Origin of the sequence: Micromonospora sp. NPDC048842 (assembly GCF_040649935.1) — a bacterium.
In the GTDB taxonomy this organism is placed as follows: Bacteria; Actinomycetota; Actinomycetes; order Mycobacteriales; family Micromonosporaceae; genus Micromonospora; species Micromonospora hortensis.
Genome location: NZ_JBEZGK010000004.1, coordinates 246,485 through 268,495 on the forward strand (window position 1 = coordinate 246,485; position 22,011 = coordinate 268,495).

The 22,011-nt window shown below is 73.3% G+C and carries 21 protein-coding genes and 1 riboswitch; of the genes, 15 read left to right on the plus strand and 6 right to left on the minus strand.

From position 1 onward, the window contains the following. Positions 1-15: 15 nt before the first annotated feature. Positions 16-507 carry a DUF3145 domain-containing protein gene (locus tag AB0C19_RS08235; RefSeq protein WP_030488755.1) on the minus strand — a complete coding sequence of 164 codons (492 nt, stop codon included), beginning with the start codon at positions 505-507 and terminating at the stop codon, positions 16-18. A gap of 309 nt (positions 508-816) precedes the next feature. Between AB0C19_RS08235 and AB0C19_RS08240 the strand changes: the two genes are divergently transcribed. Continuing rightward, positions 817-1,146 (plus strand): hypothetical protein, encoded by a 330-nt coding sequence (locus AB0C19_RS08240; protein ID WP_030330285.1) that lies wholly within the window; start codon positions 817-819, stop codon positions 1,144-1,146. A gap of 76 nt (positions 1,147-1,222) precedes the next feature. On the opposite strand, the gene AB0C19_RS08245 is transcribed toward AB0C19_RS08240, so the two are convergent. Beyond that, positions 1,223-1,846: a carbonic anhydrase gene (locus AB0C19_RS08245; protein ID WP_357181629.1), complete on the minus strand. Its 624-nt coding sequence runs from the start codon at positions 1,844-1,846 to the stop codon at positions 1,223-1,225. A 170-nt stretch (positions 1,847-2,016) separates the two neighbouring features. Between AB0C19_RS08245 and AB0C19_RS08250 the strand changes: the two genes are divergently transcribed. The 5 genes from AB0C19_RS08250 (at position 2,017) to AB0C19_RS08270 (ending at position 8,208) form a co-directional block, all read left to right on the plus strand. Beyond that, positions 2,017-2,988, plus strand: coding sequence for an alpha/beta hydrolase (locus tag AB0C19_RS08250; protein ID WP_357181271.1), 972 nt, complete (start codon positions 2,017-2,019; stop codon positions 2,986-2,988). Positions 2,989-3,095: 107 nt separating this feature from the next. Further along, complete coding sequence (locus AB0C19_RS08255) at positions 3,096-5,213, plus strand: AAA family ATPase (protein ID WP_357181274.1); 2,118 nt, start codon at positions 3,096-3,098, stop codon at positions 5,211-5,213. 106 nt (positions 5,214-5,319) lie between these two features. Further along, positions 5,320-6,237: a cation diffusion facilitator family transporter gene (locus tag AB0C19_RS08260; protein ID WP_357181278.1), complete on the plus strand. Its 918-nt coding sequence runs from the start codon at positions 5,320-5,322 to the stop codon at positions 6,235-6,237. 118 nt (positions 6,238-6,355) lie between these two features. Then, positions 6,356-6,487, plus strand: a riboswitch (cyclic di-AMP (ydaO/yuaA leader). A gap of 56 nt (positions 6,488-6,543) precedes the next feature. After that, complete coding sequence (locus AB0C19_RS08265) at positions 6,544-7,557, plus strand: hypothetical protein (RefSeq protein ID WP_357181632.1); 1,014 nt, start codon at positions 6,544-6,546, stop codon at positions 7,555-7,557. Positions 7,558-7,698: 141 nt separating this feature from the next. Beyond that, positions 7,699-8,208, plus strand: a complete 510-nt coding sequence (locus AB0C19_RS08270) for a hypothetical protein (RefSeq protein ID WP_357181282.1) — start codon at positions 7,699-7,701, stop codon at positions 8,206-8,208. Between the two features lie 175 nt (positions 8,209-8,383). On the opposite strand, the gene AB0C19_RS08275 is transcribed toward AB0C19_RS08270, so the two are convergent. Then, positions 8,384-8,851: an SRPBCC family protein gene (locus AB0C19_RS08275; protein ID WP_357181284.1), complete on the minus strand. Its 468-nt coding sequence runs from the start codon at positions 8,849-8,851 to the stop codon at positions 8,384-8,386. A 191-nt stretch (positions 8,852-9,042) separates the two neighbouring features. Here AB0C19_RS08275 and AB0C19_RS08280 point away from each other — a divergent pair, with 191 nt between their 5' ends. Both AB0C19_RS08280 and AB0C19_RS08285 read left to right on the plus strand, forming a co-directional pair. Further along, on the plus strand, positions 9,043-10,020 hold the full coding sequence (locus AB0C19_RS08280) for a PfkB family carbohydrate kinase (protein WP_357181287.1): 978 nt from the start codon (positions 9,043-9,045) through the stop codon (positions 10,018-10,020). Next, entirely contained in the window at positions 10,017-10,844 is an 828-nt protein-coding gene (locus tag AB0C19_RS08285; protein ID WP_210783405.1) for a 5'/3'-nucleotidase SurE, read from the plus strand. Before AB0C19_RS08280 ends, AB0C19_RS08285 begins: the two co-directional genes overlap by 4 nt. A gap of 18 nt (positions 10,845-10,862) precedes the next feature. On the opposite strand, the gene AB0C19_RS08290 is transcribed toward AB0C19_RS08285, so the two are convergent. Beyond that, positions 10,863-11,225 carry an STAS domain-containing protein gene (locus AB0C19_RS08290; RefSeq protein ID WP_030330302.1) on the minus strand — a complete coding sequence of 121 codons (363 nt, stop codon included), beginning with the start codon at positions 11,223-11,225 and terminating at the stop codon, positions 10,863-10,865. 384 nt (positions 11,226-11,609) lie between these two features. Between AB0C19_RS08290 and AB0C19_RS08295 the strand changes: the two genes are divergently transcribed. Then, on the plus strand, positions 11,610-11,750 hold the full coding sequence (locus AB0C19_RS08295; protein ID WP_167457621.1) for a hypothetical protein: 141 nt from the start codon (positions 11,610-11,612) through the stop codon (positions 11,748-11,750). Between the two features lie 169 nt (positions 11,751-11,919). Continuing rightward, positions 11,920-12,318 carry a hypothetical protein gene (locus tag AB0C19_RS08300; protein ID WP_238670081.1) on the plus strand — a complete coding sequence of 133 codons (399 nt, stop codon included), beginning with the start codon at positions 11,920-11,922 and terminating at the stop codon, positions 12,316-12,318. 153 nt (positions 12,319-12,471) lie between these two features. On the opposite strand, the gene AB0C19_RS08305 is transcribed toward AB0C19_RS08300, so the two are convergent. Then, a complete protein-coding gene (locus tag AB0C19_RS08305; protein WP_357181292.1) occupies positions 12,472-15,195 on the minus strand; it encodes a cellulose binding domain-containing protein in 2,724 nt (907 codons plus the stop codon). Positions 15,196-15,554: 359 nt separating this feature from the next. Here AB0C19_RS08305 and AB0C19_RS08310 point away from each other — a divergent pair, with 359 nt between their 5' ends. The 3 genes from AB0C19_RS08310 to AB0C19_RS08320 all read left to right on the plus strand — a co-directional run bounded on the left by AB0C19_RS08310 (position 15,555) and on the right by AB0C19_RS08320 (position 17,380). Beyond that, a complete protein-coding gene (locus AB0C19_RS08310; protein ID WP_357181295.1) occupies positions 15,555-16,241 on the plus strand; it encodes a BON domain-containing protein in 687 nt (228 codons plus the stop codon). Positions 16,242-16,337: 96 nt separating this feature from the next. Further along, complete coding sequence (locus tag AB0C19_RS08315) at positions 16,338-16,835, plus strand: redoxin domain-containing protein (protein ID WP_357181298.1); 498 nt, start codon at positions 16,338-16,340, stop codon at positions 16,833-16,835. Beyond that, positions 16,832-17,380, plus strand: a complete 549-nt coding sequence (locus tag AB0C19_RS08320; protein ID WP_357181301.1) for a thioredoxin domain-containing protein — start codon at positions 16,832-16,834, stop codon at positions 17,378-17,380. Before AB0C19_RS08315 ends, AB0C19_RS08320 begins: the two co-directional genes overlap by 4 nt. Positions 17,381-17,385: 5 nt before the next feature. Here the strand turns inward: AB0C19_RS08320 and AB0C19_RS08325 are convergent, their stop codons facing one another. Next, positions 17,386-20,232 carry a LuxR C-terminal-related transcriptional regulator gene (locus AB0C19_RS08325; RefSeq protein ID WP_357181304.1) on the minus strand — a complete coding sequence of 949 codons (2,847 nt, stop codon included), beginning with the start codon at positions 20,230-20,232 and terminating at the stop codon, positions 17,386-17,388. Between the two features lie 144 nt (positions 20,233-20,376). Here AB0C19_RS08325 and AB0C19_RS08330 point away from each other — a divergent pair, with 144 nt between their 5' ends. Then, positions 20,377-20,817 (plus strand): hypothetical protein, encoded by a 441-nt coding sequence (locus tag AB0C19_RS08330; RefSeq protein ID WP_357181307.1) that lies wholly within the window; start codon positions 20,377-20,379, stop codon positions 20,815-20,817. Then, the gene (locus tag AB0C19_RS08335; RefSeq protein WP_357181310.1) at positions 20,814-21,962 is read left to right on the plus strand and encodes an alcohol dehydrogenase catalytic domain-containing protein; all 1,149 of its coding nucleotides are present in this window, start codon (positions 20,814-20,816) and stop codon (positions 21,960-21,962) included. Before AB0C19_RS08330 ends, AB0C19_RS08335 begins: the two co-directional genes overlap by 4 nt. The last annotated feature ends 49 nt before the right edge of the window (positions 21,963-22,011 follow it).

Consider the following 22,011-nt stretch of genomic DNA (forward strand, 5'->3'; position numbering starts at 1 on the left):
GGCCCACCGACCGGGTCAGCCGACCCGAGTGAGCAAGGTCACCGGGGCGCCGTCGCCGGCGTACCGGTAGGGCTCCAGGTCAGCGTCCCACGCCGTGCCGAGCGCCTTGTCGAGGGCGTGCGCCAACGCCTCGGGGGCCCGGGAGGCCGCCATCAGCGCCCGAAGGCGGTCCTCGCCGAGCTGGATGTCGCCGGCCACGCCGACCGTTGCCCGGAACAGGCCACGGGCTGGCACGTACATGAACCGCTCACCGTCGGCACCGGGACTCGGCTCCTCGGTGACCTCGAAACGGATCATGGGCCACTGCCGGAGGGCAACAGCCAGCTCGGCGCCCGTCCCCGGACGACCGGTCCACCCGCACTCGGCCCGGCGTGCGCCGGGGTCGACGGGCTGAGCCGTCCACTGCAGGTTGACCGGCGCGGCTAGGACGCGCGCGATCGCCCACTCGACGTGTGAGCACACGGCGAGCGGGGTCGAATGGACGTATACGACGCCACGCGTTGGCACGGTGACCTCCCGGGAGAGCGAGGTGCGTCTTCCCCTACGACCTCGTCCACCCAGGTGGCTGCTGCAACACATGATGACTCCTGTGACGCGTGGTGCGCCAGGGAATCGGAAAAAACGCCGGCTGGAATAGCCGGACGGGTGGCTGCGGTTACCGCTCAGGACACCGCGACGACCAGCATGATGTCGTGGTCCTGTACAGTTCCACCGGCGGCTTATGCCGCGTTACATCTTCGCGGGCCGAGCGCAGTGTGGCCCGCACACAGCCCCCGGACGTCCAGTCCTCCCGTACGTCTTGCAAGGAGTACCTCCGTGGCGAGCAACACCTCTAAGACCGCGCGCGCGTCCGTCCGGGCCGGCCAGGCTGGCCAGGGTGGCGCCCTCAGCGTGCTGGGCGAGTTCAAGTACCTCATCCCGCTCAACGGCGGCAAGCACGCCTACGTGCGGAACCTGACCAACGGCAAGACCGCGCACCTGCGCACGGACTCCGACGCCTTCGTCGAGGAGATCCGCGTTCTGGCCGCCGCCGGCCACGCCGCCAAGATCCGGGCGGAGATCAACAACCTGGCTGCCACCCACCCGGGTGACGGCTGGGAGGCCACCGAGAAGCGCCTGGTCGCGGCCGGCGTCTTCGAGGGCTGAGCCCTCCCCCACCGCACCAACGAGACCGCCCGCTGGGACTTCCCGGCGGGCGGTCTCGCATGTCCGGCGGCCCGGGTCAGCCTGGATCGAGCAGGGCGACCTCGCCGGTGGCCAGGTCGTAGAGGCCGCCGACCACTGCCACCCGGCCGGCGGCCACCGGCCCGGCCAGCAGATCGTCCTCGCGCAGGGTGCGCACCGTGCGCCGGACGTGCCGGCGGATCGCCAGCGGCTGCACCGCCGGATCGTGCAGCCCCGCCTCGGTGACCGCCGGGGCGATCTCGTCCACCAGGTGCGCCAGCGACCCACCGGGACGCTGCCCGGTGCGCAGCGCTTCCACAGTGGCCTGCACCGCGCCGCACCGCTCGTGGCCGAGGACCATCACCAGCGGTACGCCGAGCTGGCCGACCACGTACTCGATCGAGCCGCAGACCGCGCGATCGAGCACGTGCCCACCGGTACGGATCACGCAGATCGCGCCGAAGGTCTGGTCGAAGATCGCCTCCAGCGGCACCCGGGAGTCGATGCAGCCCAGCACCACCGCGTACGGCTGCTGGTCGCCAGAGGCCGCAGCGGCGGCAGTGACGTCGTGTCCGTGCACCGGCTGGCCGCTGACGAACCGCCGATTCCCGGCGAGCAGGTCGGCCAGCGCGGCGCGGGGCGTGCCGCCGGCCTGCCGCCCCTGCCCCGACGTCGCACCCATGGGCGCTCCCGACGACCCCATGCCGTTCAGCTTGGCCCGCCGCCGTCCGGCACGGGCGAGGTCGGGAATGTTCGCCACGGCGCGATTGGCGTGGTGTCATGGCGGGTAGCCCATGTTACCGCCGGGTATCGGAGGTGCTGGTGGTACTGGGCGGCCCTGGGGAGGTGGCGATGCCGGAGCGGTTCGAGGTCGGCCTGCCGGACGGCGTACGGCTCAACGTCGAGGCGACGGGTCCGACGGACGCCCAGGTCACCGCCATCCTGCTGCACGGCTGGACGCTGGATGGGCGCGCCTGGCACCGGCAGGTCGACGCGCTCACGGCACCGCCGTTCGGCGGTGCGGTGCGGGTGGTCGCCTACGACGCGCGGGGGCACGGCCGGTCCAGTTGCATGGCGCTGCCCACTGCCACAGTGGCCCAGTTGGGTGACGACCTGGCGGCGGTGATCGACGCGGTCGCGCCGACCGGCCCGGTGGTGCTTGTCGGGCACTCGATGGGCGGCATGACGATCATGGAGTACGCCCACCGCCATCCCGCGCACTTCGCCGCCCGTACCGCCGGCCTGGTCTTCGTCTCGACCACCGCCGAGGGGCACACGCACACCGTCTACGGGCTCTCGCCGCGGATCGCCCGGTTGATCCGGTTGGCCGAGACGACCGGCGCCGGCGTGCTGGCCCGGTGTGGCTCGTGGCGCGCGCCCCGGGCACTGCTGAACGCGCTGCAACCGAGCATCCGGTGGATGCTCTTCGGTGACCGCTGCGAGCCGGCCGACATCCGCCTGGTGACGTCGGCGGTGGCTCGGGCCTCGCTGCGCTCGATCGGCGGGTTCCGCGCCTCCATCGGCACCCAGCACCGACTGGACACCCTCGCCGCGTTGGCCCACCTGCCGGCCGCCGCCCTGGTCGGTGACCGCGACCGGCTGACCCCACCGCCGTGCGCCGAGTCGATCGCGGCGGCCCTGCCGGCCACCGAGCTGACCGTCTGCCCGGGTGCCGGGCACATGCTGATGATGGAACGTCCGGACGAGGTCAACGCCGCGCTGACCGGCGTCGTGCGGCGGGTGCTCGCCGAATCGCCGCCGGCCCACAGTGGCGCGTCGCCGCCGGCTCACAATGGCGCGACCCCCGCCGGGACGGGTGCCTGAGCACGTTCGCGCACCTCGGGCGCGGCGGGTCGCGCCCAGGGCCGTACTCTTCTCGGTTGGCCCGCGCGGTTCCCGCTGCCTGCCGGCGACCTCTGAAGGAGCGTGCGTTGACCGACCAGACCGGCCTGGAGCAGGAGATCGCCGTCGAGCAACGACACCTCGACCGGGTGTACGCCCGACTGGCCGAGCTGCGGCAGTCGGCCGTCCGCGCCGAGCGTGACGGCTACCGGATGGCCCGGGTGGGCACGCACGGCGCCCTGGTCGAGCGCGACGCGATGGTCTTCCACGCGGCGCAGCGGCGGCACACCCTGGACGCCGAGCACGAGGGGCTGGTCTTCGGCCGGCTGGACCTGCTCGACCGCCAGGTGCTGCACGTCGGGCGACTGGGGATCCGCGACGAGAACGCCGTCACGCTCGTCGTCGACTGGCGCGCGCCGGCCGCGGCCGCCTTCTACCAGGCCACCCCGGCGCAGCCGCTGGACGTGGTGCGGCGCCGCACCATCCAGTCCCGCGCCGAGCGGGTCACCCGGATCGAGGACGACCTGCTGGACCCGACGGCCGCCCCGGAGGGGATGACTGTCGTCGGTGACGGCGCGTTACTGGCCACCCTGTCCAAGGCCACCGGCCGGGGCATGCGCGACATCGTGGCGACCATCCAGCGGGAGCAGGACGAGGCGATCCGCTCCCCCGGCTCCGGCGTGACGATCGTCGCGGGCGGCCCAGGCACCGGCAAGACAGCTGTCGCCCTGCACCGGGCCGCGTTCCTGTTGTACTCCGACCGCAGCCGCTACGCCGGCGGCGGCATCCTGGTGGTCGGCCCGTCGTCGGTCTTCGTCGAGTACATCGGTTCCGTGCTGCCGTCGCTCGGTGAGGACACCGCGACCCTGCACTCGCTGGGCACCCTCTTCCCGGGGATGACCGCCACCCGCCCCGACCCGCCCGAGGTGGCGGCGGTGAAGGGCTCGCTGCGGATGCGCCGGGTGCTGGAGCGGGCGGCCCGCGACGCGGTGCCGGGCGGCCCGGGTGAGCTGCGGCTGCTCTACCGCGGCACGCTGCTGCGGCTGGACCGGGCCGCGCTGGACCGGATCCGGGACCGCGCGCTGCAACGCGGCGCACGACGCAACGAGGTGCGCCGGGCCGGCTTCGACGGGGTGTTCGCCGCGCTCTGGGCGCAGGCCCGTGAGCTGAGCAGCGGTCGGCTTCCGGAACAACCGGCGTTCGAGGCGGAGATCGCCGAGCGGTCGGAGTTCCGGGAGTTCCTCAAGGCATGGTGGCCTCGGCTGCACCCCCGGCACGTGCTCGGCTGGCTGGCGCAGCCGGACCGGCTGCGCCGGTACGCCGGGGGGATCCTCTCCTCGGCGGAGATCCGGCTGCTCAGCGCCGCGTACCGGAGTCTGGACTCGGCCGGGCTGACCATCGCCGACGTGGCACTGCTGGACGAGTTGGACGCGCTGCTCGGTAAGCCCGCACAGCCGGCCCGCGCGCGACGCGATCCGTTCCAGCTCGCCGGCGGCGTCCGTGAGCTGAGCACCCTCGGTGAACGGCAGCGGGCGGCCCGCGCGGCGGCCCGGGAGCGTCCGGAGGACTACCGGGACTACGCGCACGTGGTCGTGGACGAGGCGCAGGACGTCTCGCCGATGCAGTGGCGGATGATCGGTCGTCGCGGCCGGCTTGCCTCCTGGACGGTGGTGGGCGACCCCGCGCAGACCGCGTGGACCGGCGACCCCGACGAACTGGACCGGGCCCGGGACCAGGCGCTGGGCCGGCGCAAGCGACACGACTTCACGCTCACCACCAACTACCGCAACTCGGCGGAGATCTTCGCGGTGGCGGCGGCGGAGATCCGTCGGCTCTACCCGGACCTGCCGCTGCCGACCGCCGTCCGCTCGACCGGGGTGGAGCCGGTGGAGCTGGTGGTGCCCGCGACGGAGTTGGAGACCGCGACGGTGGAGGCTGCCGCCGGCCTGCTGGCCGAGGTGGAGGGCACGGTCGGGGTGATCACGCCGGTCCCCCGCCGGGACGAGGTCGCCGGGTGGCTCGGCGCGCTCGGCGCGCCGAGGTTGCAGGTGGTGACCAGCCTGGAGGCCAAGGGCATGGAGTACGACGGGGTGGTGCTGGTCGCCCCGAGCGAGATCCGGGCGGATCCGGGTGCCGGCGTGCGCACCCTGTACGTGGCGCTCTCCCGGGCCACCCAGCGGCTCACCACCATCGACCCGACCGGCTGACGTGTGCGGACTGCCGCCAGCGGAAGGCCCTGCCCGTACACTTGCACACATAGCGATGTGAGCATACATTTGACCGGGTCCCGACCAGCGGCGGAAGGTGGTTCTCGTGGGCGCAGGTCATGACCACCACCATGGGTCCGTCGCCAATGCCGCACACCAGCACCGAGGTCGACTCTGGGCGGCGTTCGGGTTGCTCGCCACCCTGATGGTGGTCGAGGCGGTGGCCGCCCTGCACACCGGCTCGCTCGCCCTGCTCTCCGACGCCGGGCACATGTTCACCGACGTGCTCGGCATCGGGATGGCGCTCGCCGCCATCACGGCGACCCGGCGGGCCACCGGCGACCCGCAGCGCACCTTCGGGCTCTACCGGCTCGAGGTGCTCGCCGCGCTGGCCAACGCCGTCCTGCTCTCCGGCGTCGCGATCTACGTGGTGATCGAGGCGATCCGCCGCTTCGGCGACCCGCACCAGGTCATCGCCGGCCCGATGCTCGCGGTGGCAGTGCTCGGCCTGCTCGCGAACATCGCCGCCTTCGCGCTCCTGCGCGCCGGAGCCCGGGAGAGCATCAACCTCCAGGGCGCCTACCTGGAGGTGCTCGGTGACCTACTCGGCTCGGTCGGCGTCATCGGCGCGGCGCTACTCATCACCGTCACCGACTGGTGGTGGGCCGACCCCCTGGTCGCGGTCGCCATCGGCGTGTTCATCCTGCCCCGCACCTGGCGGCTGGCCCGCGCCGCCATCCGCATCCTGGTGCAGGCCGCCCCGGAGCACCTCCAGGTGACCGCGGTGCACGACCGGCTCGCCGCCGTCCCCGGTGTCGTCGAGGTGCACGACCTGCACGTCTGGACGCTCACCTCGGGCATGGAGGTGGCCTCCGCTCACCTGACCATGGCACCCGGCGCGGAGGTCGGCGCGGTGCTCACCGCGGCCCGTACGGCCCTGCACGACGACTTCCGCATCGAGCACGCGACGTTGCAGATCGAGCCTGGCGCCGCTTCTGGAGCCTGTGGCTCCATCGAATGGTGACGGCGCCGTAATTTTCCGTGGCGGCGCACGCACCGTCCGTCACATCGGCTGCAGCGGCCCCACCCGCACCGGTAGGCTCGGTCCCGGCCTCCACAAGGCGGCGCCCTCCCGGCGCCGGTGGCGGTCGCCGCCTAATCGCCCAACTGGGCGAACCGGGGAACCATGTTCCTGGGGTGCATCCGCGTCAGCGGTAGGGATCTTCCGTCCCGAACCCGTCAGCTAACCCGGTCGGCGGCTGACGGAAGGACATGCGCAGTGGCACCAGCACGACCACCCGCCGCCCGACTGGCGGCCCTGATCGTCGCGATGTTCGCCCTCGGCGTCGCGCTTCCGGCCGGCACCGCCTCGGCCGCTCCCCCGACCGGCCTGCGAGCCGCCGCACCCGACTCCGACGAGGAGGGCGGCACCCCGGCGTTGCGGGCCCAACTCGAGGCGGCCAGCAAGGGCTACCTGGACGCGAAGCGCGCCCTGGACACCTCGGTGCAACGGCAGAAGCAACTCGCCACCCAGCTGACGACCATCGAGGGTGAGATCGACCAGCGCAACGGCAAGGTCGGCGAGATCGCCGAGGTGGCCTACCGCACCGGCCGGCTCGGTGCGATGTCGGCGCTGCTCAACAGCAACACTCCGGAAGGCTTCATGGACCGGGCAGCCGCGCTGGACGCGGTGGCGGCCAACGAGGACCGGGTGCTGCGCGACCTGCTGAACAGCAAGGACAAGGCGAACCGCACCCGGGTCGCCCTGGACGGTGAGATCAACGAACAGCGCAAGCAGGTCGCGGTCATGGCCAAGCGCAAGGAGCAGGCCGAACGGGCCCTGACAGTGGCCACGACACCCAAACCGCAGACCACAGCCGACGCCGGCTCCAACCGGGGCACCTCCAGCGCCAACGCGAAGGCCGCACCGCGCAACTCCGACGGCTCCTGGCCCTCCGAGTCGTGCAGCGTCAACGACCCCACGCCGGCCAACGGCTGCATCACCCCACGCACCCTGCACGCGCTCAACCAGGCCAAGGCCGCCGGATTCACCCGCTACGTCTCGTGCCACCGCCCCAGCGGCTCCGGTGAACACCCGAAGGGCCGGGCCTGCGACTTCGCGGCGCAGAAGGGCGGCTTCGGCGGGAACGCCACAGGCGGCGACAAGACGTACGGCAACAACCTGGCCGCGTACTTCATCCGCAACGCGGACCGGCTCGCCGTGCTCTACGTGATCTGGTACAGGCAGATCTGGCTGCCCAGCAGCGGGTGGAAGTCGTACAGCGGGGCGCACGGCACCCCGTCGACCGACCACACCAACCACGTACACCTGTCGGTCTACTGACCCACGCGTCGTGATGCCTGTGAGCCGTGTGCTGGCTCGCAGGCATCACGTGTGTCCGGGGCCGGGCTACGTCGCCGGGCGTACCCCTGATGTCGTCGCTCGTCGGACGACCCGGCAGCGGTCGGCGGGCAGCATCGCGGTATGCCTCGGATCCGACCCACCACCCGCAAGGCGCTGCTCACCCTGCACCTCGTCACCTCGCTCGGCTGGCTCGGCGCCGACCTGGTGCTGCTCACCCTCGGCATCGCCGTCCAGCGGGGCGCCGACCCGGCGGTGGTCTATCCGGTCACGGCCCTGGTCGGCACTGTGCTGTTCGCGCCGCTGAGCGTCCTGGTCTGGCTGATCGGAGTCGCCAGCTCGCTGCTCACCCCGTGGGGCCTGCTGCGCCACCGCTGGGTGCTGGTCAAGCTCGTGCTCACCACGGTGATGGTCGGGCTGGTGCTGTTCCTGCTCACCCCGAACCTGCGTCACGCCGGATCGGTCGGTGCCGCCCTGCCCGCCCGGGATCGCGCCGACCTGGTCATCGCGCCGGCGGTGTCGACAAGCCTGATGGTCATCGCGACGGTGTTGTCCACCTACAAGCCGTGGGGCCGGCGTTCCGCCACCCGACCGGCCCGCACGAGCCGTGATCGCGCCGCAACCACGATCTAGACGCCACCCCCGCTGAGCACGTCGCACCAAGCGCAAGCGATCTGCCCTGCTCCGCGATCTTGCACTTACTGTCCCGACATATGGGGCATTACGCCGATATAGACAACCGAAACTGCAAGATCGACGCGGCGGGGCGGCGGGCGGGGCGATGCGGCGCGGCGCGGCGCGGCGCGGGTCAGGTGGGGTTTGGGGGGGTGCTGGTTTGGTCCAGGGCCGCGCCCAGGCGGGTGGCTAGGGCTAGGTGAGCGGCCTGGGCCTGGCGGAAGGCGTAGCGGAACAGCGGCGTCGGCGCGGTCAGGGTGATCTCCACGTCGATGCGGACCAGGCCGTCCGGCTCGGCGCGCAGTCGGGTGTGGTTTCGCACCGTGGTGGCCGGCCACTGGCGGGCCACCATGACGATCTCGTCGGCCTCGCTGATCAGCACGTCCGCGTGGTAGGTGGTCCGGAAGCGCAGCGGACCGGCCGCCAACCGGTCGTTGATCGTATAGCTGGCCTGGGCGCCGGGCCGGGGCGGCACCCGGCGAACCCGCACGATCAGCGGATGCAGCTCGCCCTGCCGGGTCAGGTCGCTGAGCAACGCTGCCGCCTCGGCGGGTGAGCACCGGGCCTGGACGGTGTAGCTGAAGGTATCGCTGCTGAGCACACCGTCTCCCGCCGTCGTTTGGTCGCCCGATCGTCCCGTACCGATGTCTGGCTGGCAACGCCCCCGCGCCCTCAGCGCCGCGCCGGACCGGGCCGATGCGCCGACCTGCCACCATCTGCGCCATTAAGGTCGGTTAGTGCGAAACCTTCCCGAAGATGCCGAAGGGCGGCCAGCATGAACGGCGACGACCAATGAGTGGGCACGTGATGGTCTTCGCGCCCACTCCACAGCTGACGGTGACTGTGGACCAGCCCAACGACCACCCCGAGCTGCACCTGCACCCTGGCGGACAGGGTGTCTGGCAGGCCCGGATGGTGATCTCCCTCGGAGTCGACGTGGTGCTCTGCGCCGCCCTCGGCGGTGAGATCGGCCAGGTGCTGGAGCCGCTGCTGGTCAGCGAGGGCGTGGACCTCAAGGTGGTGGTCCGTGACTCCGGCAGCGGCGGGTACGTGCACGATCGCCGCGACGGCTCCCGGCAGGAGATCGCCGACGTGCCCGGGCAGCCGCTGAGCCGACACGAGATCGACGAGCTGTACAACCTCGCCCTCGGCGAGGGCCTGCGGGCCTCGGTGAGCATGCTCAGTGGGCCGAACGAACCGTGGCTCGTACCGGCCGACCTGTACCGACGCTTCGCCGCCGACCTCGGCGCGAACGGCGGCCGGGTGGTGGTCGACCTCTCCGGCGATCACCTCGGTTCGGTGCTGGAGAGCGGCGTGTTCTTCCTCAAGGTGAGTCACGAGGAGTTGATCCGCGACGGCCGCGCCCGCAGCGACGACACCGAGGAGCTGACCCGGGCCATGTACGAGCTGCACGCGGGCGGCGCCGAGACGGTGGTGGTGAGCCGCGCCGACCAGCCGGCGTTGGCGCTCATCGACGGGGAGCTGTTCCAGGTCGAGATGCCCCGGCTGGAGGCCGCCGACCCACGCGGCGCGGGCGACTCGATGACGGCCGGAGTGGCGGCCGTCGTGGCCAGGGGCGGGGACATTCGGACCGCGATCCGCACCGGCGCCGCCGCTGGTGCGCTGAACGTGACCCGGCACGGCCTGGGCACCGGACGGCTGGACTCGATCACCGGCCTGGTGGACCGGGTCCGGCTGGTGCCGGCGGACAGCCGGCAACAGGAGCGGACGACCCCTGACGAGTTGGCCGGCCGGGTGGTCGAGCGATGACACTCCGGGTGTTGATCACCAACGACGACGGGATCGCCGCGCCGGGCATCCAGGCGCTCGCCTGGGCCGCCCGGCAGCGGGGTCTGGACGTCGTGGTGGCCGCGCCGATGGAGGAGGCGAGCGGCACCAGCGCCGCGATGAGCGCCATGGAGCGCGACGGGCGAGTCGTCGTGAACGACCACCCGCTGCCGGACCTGGCGGGTGTGCCGGCGTACGGGGTCGCCGGCTCCCCGGGCTTCATCACGCTGATCGCCCTGCACGGGGCGTTCGGCCCACCGCCGTCGGTGGTGCTCTCCGGGGTCAACCGGGGCGCCAACGCCGGCCGGGCGGTGCTGCACTCCGGCACCGTGGGCGCTGCCTTCACCGCAGCTACCAACGGCTGCCGGGCGATGGCGGTCTCCCTGGACGTGCTCTCCGCCGGCGAGGCGACGGCCGCGAGCGGTGGCGCAGCAGTGGACGCCGCTGCCCGGGTACGCGACGCCGAACGGCACTGGGGCACCGCCGCGCGGGTCGCCCTGGACCTGCTCCCCCGTTTGACCTCCGCGCCCATGGAGAGCGTGCTCAACGTGAACACCCCGGACCTGCCACACGGGCAGCTGCGCGGGGTGCGGCGCGGCACCCTGGCCAGCTTCGGTCAGGTGCAGATGACGGTGGCCGAATCCGGCCACGGGTTCGTTCGTACCTCGCTGGAGGAGCCGGGGCAGGCCGCGCAGCCGGGCACGGACGTGGCGTTGCTGGCCGCCGGGTACGCGTCGGTGACGGCCGTCCGAGCGGTCACCGAGGCGACCGACATCGACCTGACCGGCCTGGACGAGCAGCCCTGACGGGGATGCCCGGCGCGCTCAGGCGCCGGGCAGCACCTCGGGGGTGGCAGCGCCGGCGAAGTAGGGCTCCGGGGCGCCGAAGAGACCGAGCAGGCCGGTCACCCAGAGCTGCCGGTGCACGAACCGGCTCGGCTCGGTGACCACCAGCTTGACGTCGCTGACCTCGGCTGTCTGGAAGCCGGCGACCATGGCGCTGATGCCGACCGAGTCGATGAAGGTGACCAACCTCATGTTGAGTTCGATGCGCAGAGGGCGGCCCTTGGCCAGCACCTCGGCGATCGCTTCGCGCACCTCGTACGCTGTGTCGACGTCGATCTCACCCCGTGGGGCGATCTCCACGACACCACCGGACAGAACCGACTTCACGATCGACAGGCTCACGCGAGCACCTCCACCCGCCCGTCCCCCGGGCGCCTCATCAGTACGCGGGCCGCGACCGAGAGTATTCCTCCGACGGCCTCGGTCGCCACCCCTCGGGATGAGCAATTCGCGGATCCGGGCCCACAAAGCCACCCATATCCGCACTTTTCAGTATCTGATTACTCAAGACTTTTCGTTATCTGACCATCGACGATCGGTCGTGACCGGCCCGCCGCCGAACCAGGGTAGCGGTCCGGACCCGGCGCGCCCGACAACCGGCCACGACGGACGCCTGCCCCGTGTGCCGTCGGCGTGTCGCCCACCGTCGGCCGGCGCGACTCGCGTCCCGGTTGCCGACGCGCCCTAGCATCGGCCGGGACACCACCGCGACGGAGAGGATCTTCAATGATCAAGCGACTTGCCGGGCTGGCCGGCGTCGGTGTTCTGCTCGCCCTCGTCCTGGCCTGCGGTTTCGGTGGCGGGGGCGACGATGACGACGATGACGACGACTTCGCCCGAGGTGTCGCCGTGTCAGCGGTGCGCTGATTCGGTGGCGCGCCGGGTTCCGGCGCGCCGAGCTACCGGTGCTCCGCGGAGGTCGGGGTTTGCGTCCGGCTGAGGCGGGGCACTGCGGGGTAGGCGACACCGTGACGCGCTGGAAAGACGCCGAAGTCCGAAGTGGCCGGCGGCTTCGGCACCCGAGGAGGTAACCACGATGTTCGGAACCAACCTGCTGGACCGCCGCAGCAAGCCGGAGCGGATCGCAGACCAGGCCTGGGAGCACCTACTCTCGGCCGTCAGCTACGCCGGAGACAGTGTGCGGGACACCGCCCGCTCGGCCCGCCAGAACAGCAGCGATCTCGCCGACGGGGCGGGTGACCTGGTGGGATCCGCCGCCGAGGAGGCGCGACGACGCGCCTCGCTGGCCTTCGACGCGCTCGCCGGCCGCCAGCCGGCACTGCCCTGGACGCTCCTGATCGGCGCCGCGCTCGTCGGCGCGGCGGTCGGCTGGGCCGTGGGCTCCGCAGCGCGGGCCGCCGGCAGCCGGGACGACAGCGCCGTCGACGACGTGGAGTTCGTCGACGTCGACCGCCCCAACTCCCCCGCCGTCTGAACGACAGCGCCACCGCGGGCCCCGATCGACTCAGGTCGAGCGGGGCCCGCAGTGGTGCCGGGGTGGAACCGGTCCGCCGGGTGCCGGACCCCTCAGGCGGCCCGGCGGACCGGTGTCTGGTGGTGATCCGGGGTCCCGACCCGGATCACCCGCTCAGCGGCTCGTGCAGGTGATGGTGGCCGGGGACGTGTTGTTACCGGCCCACGAGCCGAGGAAGCCGGCGGTGGTGCTGGCCCCGGCGGCGAGCGCGCCGTTCCAGCCCGTGTCCCGGACCGACACGGCGGCTCCGGTCTGGGTGTGGGTGCCGCCCCAGAACTGGTCGATCCGCTGGCCGTCGGTGAAGGTCCAGCCCAGCGTCCAGCCGGCGATGGGGGCGCTTCCCGCGTTGCGGACCACCAGCTCGGCCTGAAATCCCCCGGACCAGGAGCCGGTCACCCGGTAGGTCGCCGCGCAGCCGACGGACGGCGGCGGCGTGGTGGGCGGTGGGGTCGTCGGGGGTGGCGTGGTCGGGGGTGGCGTGGTCGGGGGTGGCGTGGTCGGGGGCGGCGTGGTCGGGGGCGGCGTGGTCGGGGGCTCGCCGCCGCTGCGGTCGGCGACCAGGATGCCGCGACCGTTGGTGCCGAGGTAGACCCGACCGTGGACACGCGGGTCGCCGGTCAGCGCCTCGGTCGGATTGCCGTATTGGTGGCGGTCGTCGTTGACGCGTACCCAGGTCGCGCCGGCGTCGTCGGAACGGTGCACGCCCGGTTGACCGTTCACGGTGCCGTAGAGGAACACGGCGGGGTTGGTCCGCCCGGGTGCCGCCTTGCCGAAACCGACGTTGCCGGAGGCGCTGACGCCGTCCAGCCTGGTGAAGCTGGCGCCGGCGTCGGTAGAGCGCCACAGACCACCCGGCCCCGCCAGCCACAGTTCGCCGGCCCGGCCCGGCAGCGCCTTGAACCGCACGTCGGTGGTGGGCAGCCCGGCAGCCGCGGTCGGGGTGAAGCTGGCCCCGCCGTCGGTGCTCAGGTAGAAACGCCCGCCGCTGAAGCCGTAGAACCGGGTGGGGTCGACCCGGTCGGACTCGACAGTGGCGTTCGCCGGGATGCCTGTCGACGCTGCCCAGGAGTTGCCGAAACCGACCGAGTGGACGACGCGTTGGCCCGCGTCACCGGGCGCCCAGACGAAGCGGCTGCCGTCGGCCGCGGCGGCCACCGTGCCACCGAGGTTGACCCCGGACGGTTCGGTGCCCTGGAACCAGGTGGCGCCGCCGTCGGTGGAGAAGGCGACGTGACTGTCGTTGGGCCGGTCGGCGTCGGTGAAGTTGCCGGCGCGTACCAGCACCGCGGGCTTGCTCTCGGCGTAGTCGAGGCTGGTGGTCGACGTGAACACCGGCTGGGTGAACAGCATCGACGGAATGGCGTCCAGGTCGGTGTGTCGGAAGCCGCCGACGTCGCCGAGCGCGCTGATCAGGGGTGCGCCGCTGGGCGGGCTGATCAGGTCGAGGACGGCTGTCTCCTCCAGCCCCCGGACCATGGGCCGGATGGTGAACTGACCGCCGGTGTCCCACTTGGTCAGGTCGGTGGTGCCGTAGATGGTGGCGCCGGTGCCGTACATCATGCGGTTGGAGTCGTGCGGGTCGATCTCCACCGACTCGTTCATCCAGCCGAGCTTGGGCGAGGCCTCCGGAGGCGCCGGGTTGACGCCGAAGGTCAGCCAGGGCACCGAGCTGATGTCCATCGTGTAGCGGCGGGACCGCTCGGGATAGTTGCTGAACTCCCAGATCCGGGTCCAGGTCGCCCCGCCGTCGGTGCTGCGGAAGAAGATGGCGTCCGGCCACCAGGAGACCTGGGTGGCCACCATCAGCGTGTTCGGGCGAAGCCGATCGATGGTCAGCCCGCTGTAGCCGAAGTAGGCATCGGCGCTGGTGGAGGGCACCGGGCTGATCCGCGTCCAGGCCCCGGTCGACCGGGTGAACTTCCAGACGTCGCCCTTGCCGCCGTCGTACGGGCCGCCGGTGTCGCTGGTGGCGATGTAGAGGTGACCGCCGACCGGGTCGACGACCCCCTTGTGGGCCAGGTAGCCGGTGGGCTGACCGGGGACGCGCGCCCAGGTGACGCCGCCGTCGGTGCTGCGGTAGACCGGGTTCTCCTTGTCTGCCACGCCCACGTAGATGGTCTGCGTGGTGGAGCCGGCGGTGCCTGTGCTCTTGTCGAAACTGACCCAGGTCAGGCCCTGGTTCTGCCCGTTGTAGCCGTTCGGGTCGCCGGGGTCCGCCCGGTAGTTGCCGACGTTGGGGAAGGCGGCGACGCGGGCCCAGGTCACGCCGTGGTCGGTGCTGCGCCAGAGCCCGTTGCCGCCCTCGGCGCCGTAGTACACGATGCTGTTCCGGTTGGGGTCGACGGCGAGCCGCTCCCCCATCCCCCGGCCCGGCATGTTGCCGCCGTTCTTGAACGGCAGCTCGGTGGCCTGCCAGGTGGCGCCCTTGTCGGCCGAGCGCAGGATCGCGCCGTTGTTCGGGTCCCAGCCGTTTGTGTACATGCCGACCGCGGCGTACACCCGGTTGGTCTGCACCGGGTCGGTGGCGATGCTGACCACGCCGTTGTAGCCCCAGCGGTCGGCGCCGACCCAGTCGAGCAGCGGCGTCCAGGACTGGCTGGTCTGTTCCCAGCGGTACGCCCCGCCGATGTCGGTGCGCGCGTAGATGAGGTTCTTCTCGGTGGGGTTGAAGACGATGCCGGGTACGAAGCCACCACCGCCCACCGGGACGTTCCGCCAGGTGTACGCCTCCGCTGCGGCCGGGGTGGGGGCCGACCCAGCGGCGGCGAACGGGACCACCACGACGGCTGTGGCGGCGGCCAGCACGGACACGACCGTGCCGGCGAGACTTCTCCGCATCTGCGGTTCCTCTCGGGATGGAGCCCCGGGGGACGGGGTCGATCGCCTGGGTGACGCCGTGGCCCGGGGGACGAGCACGACGTCGGGGACGGGCAGAGCTGCCCTGGCTCCACCACCCGACGCGACGGCTCCCGCGATCGAGGAACGCGATTACCGTAACCGAAATCGGCTCGCTTTGGAAGCGCTCCCATCATCGATGTTCGTCCCCGTTTCCCACCCGTGCCGCCCAGGTCGGGCCGCGCCGTCACCCGGTCCGGGCGAGGGCGGCTCACCCGGGGCGGCGGCAGGATCGCAGCACGGCGGACCTCGGGCCGAGGCCAGCACCCCGGTCCGCCATCGGAACAGCGGAGGAGGGACAGATGGCCATCGCGGAGATCAACCGCACCGACCAGGACATCCAGTCCGCCGTGCTCGACGAGCTGACCTGGGAACCGCGGGTGCAGCCGCACGAGATCGGCGTGACCGTCGCCGAGGGCGTCGTCACCCTGACCGGCCGCGTGGACAGCTACGCCAAGAAGTGGGCCGCCGAACGGGCCGCCCACCGGGTCGCCTCGGTCCGGGCGGTCGCCAACGACGTGGCCGTGCAGCTCACCAACGGCACCGAGCGCGCCGACAGCGACCTGGCCGCCGCGGCCAGCCACGGGCTGGAGTGGGACGCGTTCGTGCCCATCGAGAAGCTCCAGGTCACCGTCTCGGCCGGCTGGGTGACGCTGCACGGCGACGTCGAGTGGGAGTACCAACGGCGAGCCGCCGAACGCGCGGTGGCCCGGCTGACCGGCGTACGCGGGGTGAGCAACGGCATCACCGTCCGGCCGGCCACCGCGCCGGACGCCCGCAACCTGGCCGACCGGATCGTCGACGCCCTCGCCCGGGCCGGAGCGACCGAGGCCGAACGGATCAGCGTCCGGGTGCACGGCGACACCGCGATACTCGCCGGGTTGGTGCACTCGATGCCCGAACGGGCCGAGGTCGAGCAGGTTGCCTGGTCCGCGCCGGGCATCCGGGAGGTGCAGAACCACATCGCCGTCGCCCCGGTGCTGCACTGAGCGGGCGCGGGCGCCCGCTCAGCGGGCGCTGAGCGGGCGCGGAACCACCCGGGGTGGGTGAGTCCGTCTCACCCACCCCGGGAGCAGGCTGGGGGCATGAGTGATCCGAACGGGCTGATCCAACCGGGGCGCACCGCGCCCGGTTTCACGCTGCCGGCCACCCCGGACGGGGCTCTGCTGGGGCCTGAGCAGTTCCGTGGCCGGCCGGTCGTGCTCGCCTTCTACCCCGCCGACTGGAGCCCGGTCTGCGGTGACCAGATGTCGCTCTACCAGTCGGCAGCACCCGTCTTCGCCCAGTACGAGGCGGTGGTGCTCGGCATCTCGGTGGACGGCATCTGGTCACACCGGGCGTTCGCGGAGAGCCGGGGCATCGAGTTCCCCCTGCTGGCCGACTTCGAGCCCAAGGGTGAGGTGGCCCGCAGCTACGGCGCGTACATGCCGAACGGTGAGGCGGCCCGCGCGCTCGTGGTGCTGGACCCGGCCGGGAAGGTGACCTGGAGCTACCTGTCACCGCCCGACGTCAACCCCGGCGCCGACGGCATCTTCGACGCGCTGGACCAACTTGCCGCCGACCGGAAGGTGATGGCCAGATGAGCACGCCACTGCAGGTCACCGCCCGACTTCGAGACCCGGTGACCACCGACGACCACATCCGGGGGCCGGCCGACGCGGCGGTGACCATCGTCGAGTACGGCGACTTCCAGTGCCAGTTCTGCGGCGCCGCGTATCCGAACCTGCACGAGTTGCTGCGACAGCGGGCCGACACCGTACGGCTGGTCTACCGCTACTTCCCGATCGCCAACGTGCACCCGTACGCCGAACGGGCCGCCGAGACGGCCGAGGCCGCCGGGGTTCGGGGCCGGTTCTGGGAGATGCACGACTGGCTCTACGAGCATCAGGACCAGCTCGACCCGGTGCACCTCTCGCTCGGCGTCGAGCAGGTCGGGTTGCCGCCGGACGAGTTGAACGCCGAGGTGGAGAACCGTGCGCACGCGGACCGGGTGCGCCGGGACTTCGTCGGCGGCATCCGCAGCGGGGTGAACGGCACCCCGACCCTGTTCGTCAACGGCATCCGCCACGACGGCGGGTACGACCTGGCGGACCTGCTGACGGCAGCGGACGCCGCCGCCAACGCCTGACCCGCTCAGATCAGCCGCAACTCGCGCGCCCGCCGGACCGCCTCACGCCGGCGGGTCGCGTCGAGTTTGCGGTAGATGTTGCGGACGTGGGTCTTCACGGTGTTGACCGAGAGGGACAACTCGCTGGCGATCTCCACGTTGGACAGGATGCTCTGCAGGTAGCGCAGGATAGTCAGCTCCCGCTCGGTGAGCGGCTCGTCGAGCGCGCCCCTCGCCCCGGCGGCCGGCCCGTCGGCCCCCTGTCCCGCGCCCCGCACCAGGTCACTGACCAGCGTGAAGTGCGCGGTGCCCGCGTCCAGGTGCGCGGCCAGCAGGTCCCGCACGTGCGGCTCGGCGCGGGTGAAGGCCCTGCGGCAGCCCTGCGGGCCGGCCAGGTCCAGCGTCTGCTCGAGGATCCGACCCGCCCGACGCGCGTCCCCGGCGCGCTGGGCCAGCACCGCGTCGAGCAGACCGGCGTCCAGGCGTACCGGTAGGGGCCAGGCCGTGGCGGCCGGCGCCTGCCAGTCCGGCAGGGTCCGTTGAGCGGTGGCGGCGTCGCCGGCACTCAGCTGCACCTTCGCCAACGTCACAGCGAGCACCGGGTCGGCTCCCTCGTCGGCGGCGTCGGCCAGCAGCTCGCGGGCGGAGTCCAGGTCGCCCCGCGCGGCCCGCAGTTCGGCCTCGGCGGCCCGCAGCAGACCGGTCAGCTCGCCGGCGGACGGCCGGTCGGCAAGCGCCTCCCGGGCCCGGACGAGCAGCCGCTGGCCGGTCGCCGGGTCGCCGGAGTCGCGGCGTAGCTGCGCCCGGCACAGCGCGGCCACCGCCGCCGCCACCGGTTCGTCGGGGGCGGCGGCCAGCCAGTCGCCGCCCACCTCGGGGTCGCCGGCCCAGCCGCCGGTCACGTCGAGCGCCGGGAGGGCGAGGGCAAGGTTCGCCGTGGCCTCCTCGGGCTGGTCGCGCAGCAGCGCCACCACGGCGAGAGCCAGGTACGCGTGGCCGCAGTCGAGCCGACAGGACCAGCCCCGACAGGGCGGCATACCGAGCGCGTCCCTGGCCGCCTGCTCGGCTGCCCGCAGCTCGCCGCGCACCGCGAGCAGCAGCGCGGCGCGGCTCGCGGCGACCAGCTCGGTACGCGGTCGGCCGGCTTCCCGAGCCGCCGCCCGAGCCCTGACGAACCGGGCGGTGGGCAGCGCCCCGTCGGCCAACTCGACCAGCCCCAGCGCGGTACCCGTGAACGCTCGTAGGTCCAGGTCGTCGGCGGCCCCGCCACCACCGGCCGTCGGGGCGGAACCGGTCACCCGCGCCGGCAGCCGGGTCGGCGTGGCTTCCGCCGGGCGGGTGCGCAGCAGTCGGGCGGCGGCGGCCCGGACCTCGCTACGGTCGTCGGCGAGCCGGGCCACTGTCAGCTCCAAGGCGGTGACCAACCGCAGGAACCGGTCGCGGCGCGGAACCGGCAGGCCCGCGGCGTGCCCGGCGGCGGCCCGCAGGTGACCGGTGGCGGCCGGCAGGTCACCGGCGTACGCGCGCTCGGCGGCGCAGGCCAACGCCACCTCCGGGTCGGCGCGGATCACGTCCGCTGGCGGCGGCGTGGGTGCCGGGGCGTGCACCGGGTCCCTGTCGAAGCGGGTCAGCTCCGGCCAGTGCGCGACGAACAGGTCACCGGCCAGGTCCCAGCGGCCGGCGGCCAGGGCGTGCCGCAGCGCGTCGGCGGGTCGGCCGTCACCCGCGTACCAGTCGGCGGCCCGGACGTGCAGCTCGCGTAGCTCCTCGGCGGGCAACCGGGCGAGGTCGGCGCGGAGCAGGTCGGCGAGCAGGGAGTCGTACCGGTACCAGGGCGGCCGGGTGTCCTCCCGGTGCAGCAGACCACCGGTCCCGGCCAGGTCGGCCAGCACCTGCCCGGCGTCGGCGCGGCCGGTCAGCGCCTCGGCCAGGTCGGCGCAGACGGTGTCGACGACGGCGGTACGACGCAGCAGGTCCTCCTCGGCCGGGTCGAGCGTCGCCAGCACCTCCTCGTGCAGGTAGCCGGCGATCTCCGGCTGGTCTCCGCCGAACTGCCCCACCCAGCGCTCCGGGTCGGGCTGTTCGCGTACCGCCAGGGCGGCGATGCGCAGCGCGGCCGGCCAGCCGCCGGTGCGCTCCCGCAGCCGGTGCACGGCGGTCGCCGGAAGTGCGGCGGCGTGGGCCGTGAGCAGGTCGGCCACCTCGTCGTCGGTGAACGCGAGCTCGTCCGGGCCGATCTCGGTCAGCTCGCCGGCGAGGCGGAGCCGGTGCAGCGGCAGGTGCAGTCCGGCCCGCGCGCCGATCACCAGACGGAGTCGCCCCCCGGCATGGCGCAGCAGGAACTCCAGGCCGGTCAACGCCGCCGGGTCGGCGACCCGGTGCAGGTCGTCCAGGATCAGCAGCACCGGACGGTCGGCGGCGGCGAGCGTGGCGGCCAACGCCTCCAGCTGGTCGGGGCGCGGCGGCCGGTCGGGCACCGGGCCGCCGTCCGTCGCCCCGGTCGCCGACAGCAGCGCCGCGGCGAGGTACGCCCAGAGCCGGGCGGGGTCGTCGCCGGCCTCCACCGACATCCACGCCGAGACCGGGTCGTCAGCCGAGGACACCGACAGGTCGCCGGAGTCCGGCACCAACGCGCCCGGCTCCACGTCGGGTGGCGCGCCGCCCAGCCGCATCCAGGAGGCGAGCAGTGTGGTCTTGCCCCAGCCGGCGGGGGCGGCCACCAGGGTGACCGGTCCCGCGCTGCCCTCGTCCAACCGGCGCAGCAGGCGGGGCCGGGCGACCACCGGCTCCGGCGGCACGGCCGGCGTCAGCCGGGACGCCAACAGTGCTGGCCCCGGTGCCGGTTCGACCCGTACGTGATCCTGTTCCGGCACCCAGCCCCACCCCCACCACGCGCTCCGCCCCCGGTCGGCGAGCGGTTACCCGGCACGGGCCGGTTCACCCCTTCCGGGCGAGCGCGCTTCACCCGGGTGCGACAGACGATCGGGGGACGTGAACTCCGAGGACGGGTGGTACCGATGGGACGGCTGGCGCGGGCGGGACCCGCCCTGGGCGGCGCGGCGCTGGCCGGGGCGGCGCGGCTGCTGCGCGTACCCCGTCGGGGTGCCCGGCCCGGCGCGGACGGCGACGCTGCCGCGCCGCCCCGGTGGGAGGTGGTGACCGTCGACCGGCCGCCGGAGCAGGTGCTGCCGGAGGGCCGCTGGCCGGAGCCGCTGCGCCGCCTGGACGGGGCGGTCGAGGTGCGGGTGCGCCCGGCGCCCGGTGACCGGGGCACCGAGCTGGCCGCCCGCCCGCTGGCCGGCGTCACACCGCCCACCGGGCTGGCCGCACATCTGGTCGGCGACGACCCGGGTCTGCTGGTCCGCCGGACACTGCGCCAGATCAAGCAACGGGTGGAGGCCGGTGAGGTGCTCCGCGCGGACCGGTCCGCGCTGGACCGCCCCGAGGTCCACGGGTGAAGGCGCTGTGTTGGGTGGCCGCCGGCGAACTGGCCGTACGCGAGGTTCCCGACCCGGAGCTGCGCAACGAGCGTGACGTCATCGTCCGGGTTCGGCGCAGCGCCACCTGCGGAGGTGACCTGCCGCTGCTGGCCGGCCGGCACCCGCTGCTGCGGCCCGGCGACGTGCTCGGCGCGGAGTTCCTGGGCGAGGTGGTGGAGGTCGGCCCCGGGGTCCGCCGACACCGCTCCGGCGATCGGGTGGTCGTCGGCGCGAGCGTGGCCTGCGGCGGTTGCTGGTACTGCCGCCAGGGCATGCACTCCTGCTGCGACAACGCCAGCGCCGACCTGCCCAGCGCCGACCCCGACCGGGCCCGCTCCGACGCCGGCTGCTTCGGCCGACCCCTGGCGGCGGGCGGTTTCGCGGGCGGCCACGCCGAGTACGTGCGGGTGCCGTACGCCGACGTGAGCGCCTTCCGGGTGCCGGACGCCGTCGACGACGACCGGGCGGTGTTCGCCGCGGACGTGGCGCCGACCGGGTGGCTCGCCGCCGAGTTGGGTGCGGTACGCCCCGGCGACGTGGTGGCGATCTGGGGCGCCGGGGCGGTGGGTCAGTTGACCGCCCGGGCGGCGGTGCTGCGCGGCGCAGCCCGGGTGCTGGTGGTGGACCGGCACGAGGAGCGGTTGCGGATGGCCGAGCGGCACTCCGACGCCGAGCCGCTCGACTATCGCCGCACCGACGTCGCTGCCGAGCTGCGCGACCGTAGCGGCGGGCGCGGGCCGGACGTGTGCGTGGTGGCGGTCGGCACGCCGCCGGCCCGGTCGAGGGCGGACCGGTTCGGTGGCCAGCACGCCGACCGACCGGACGCGCTGCGGGAGGCCGTGCACGCCTGTCGCAAGAGCGGCGTGGTGGTGGTGCTCGGCGGGACGGGCGGGTTCGTCGACGCGTTCCCGCTGGGTGCGCTGACCGAGCGGCGACTCACGCTGCGCGGCGCCGGTCGGCCCGATCTGCGGGACGTGCCGATGCTGCTGGACCGGATGGCCCGCGACGAGCTGCGGACCGAACACCTGGCCACCCACCGGCTGCCGTTGGCGCGGGGCCCCGAGGGGTACGCGCTGTTCCGGGACCGGGCCGACGGCTGCGTACGCACCGTGTTCACGCCGTGACCGTCTCCTCGTGATCGCTGATCGGCGACCACGAATGGCAGACTCTGAG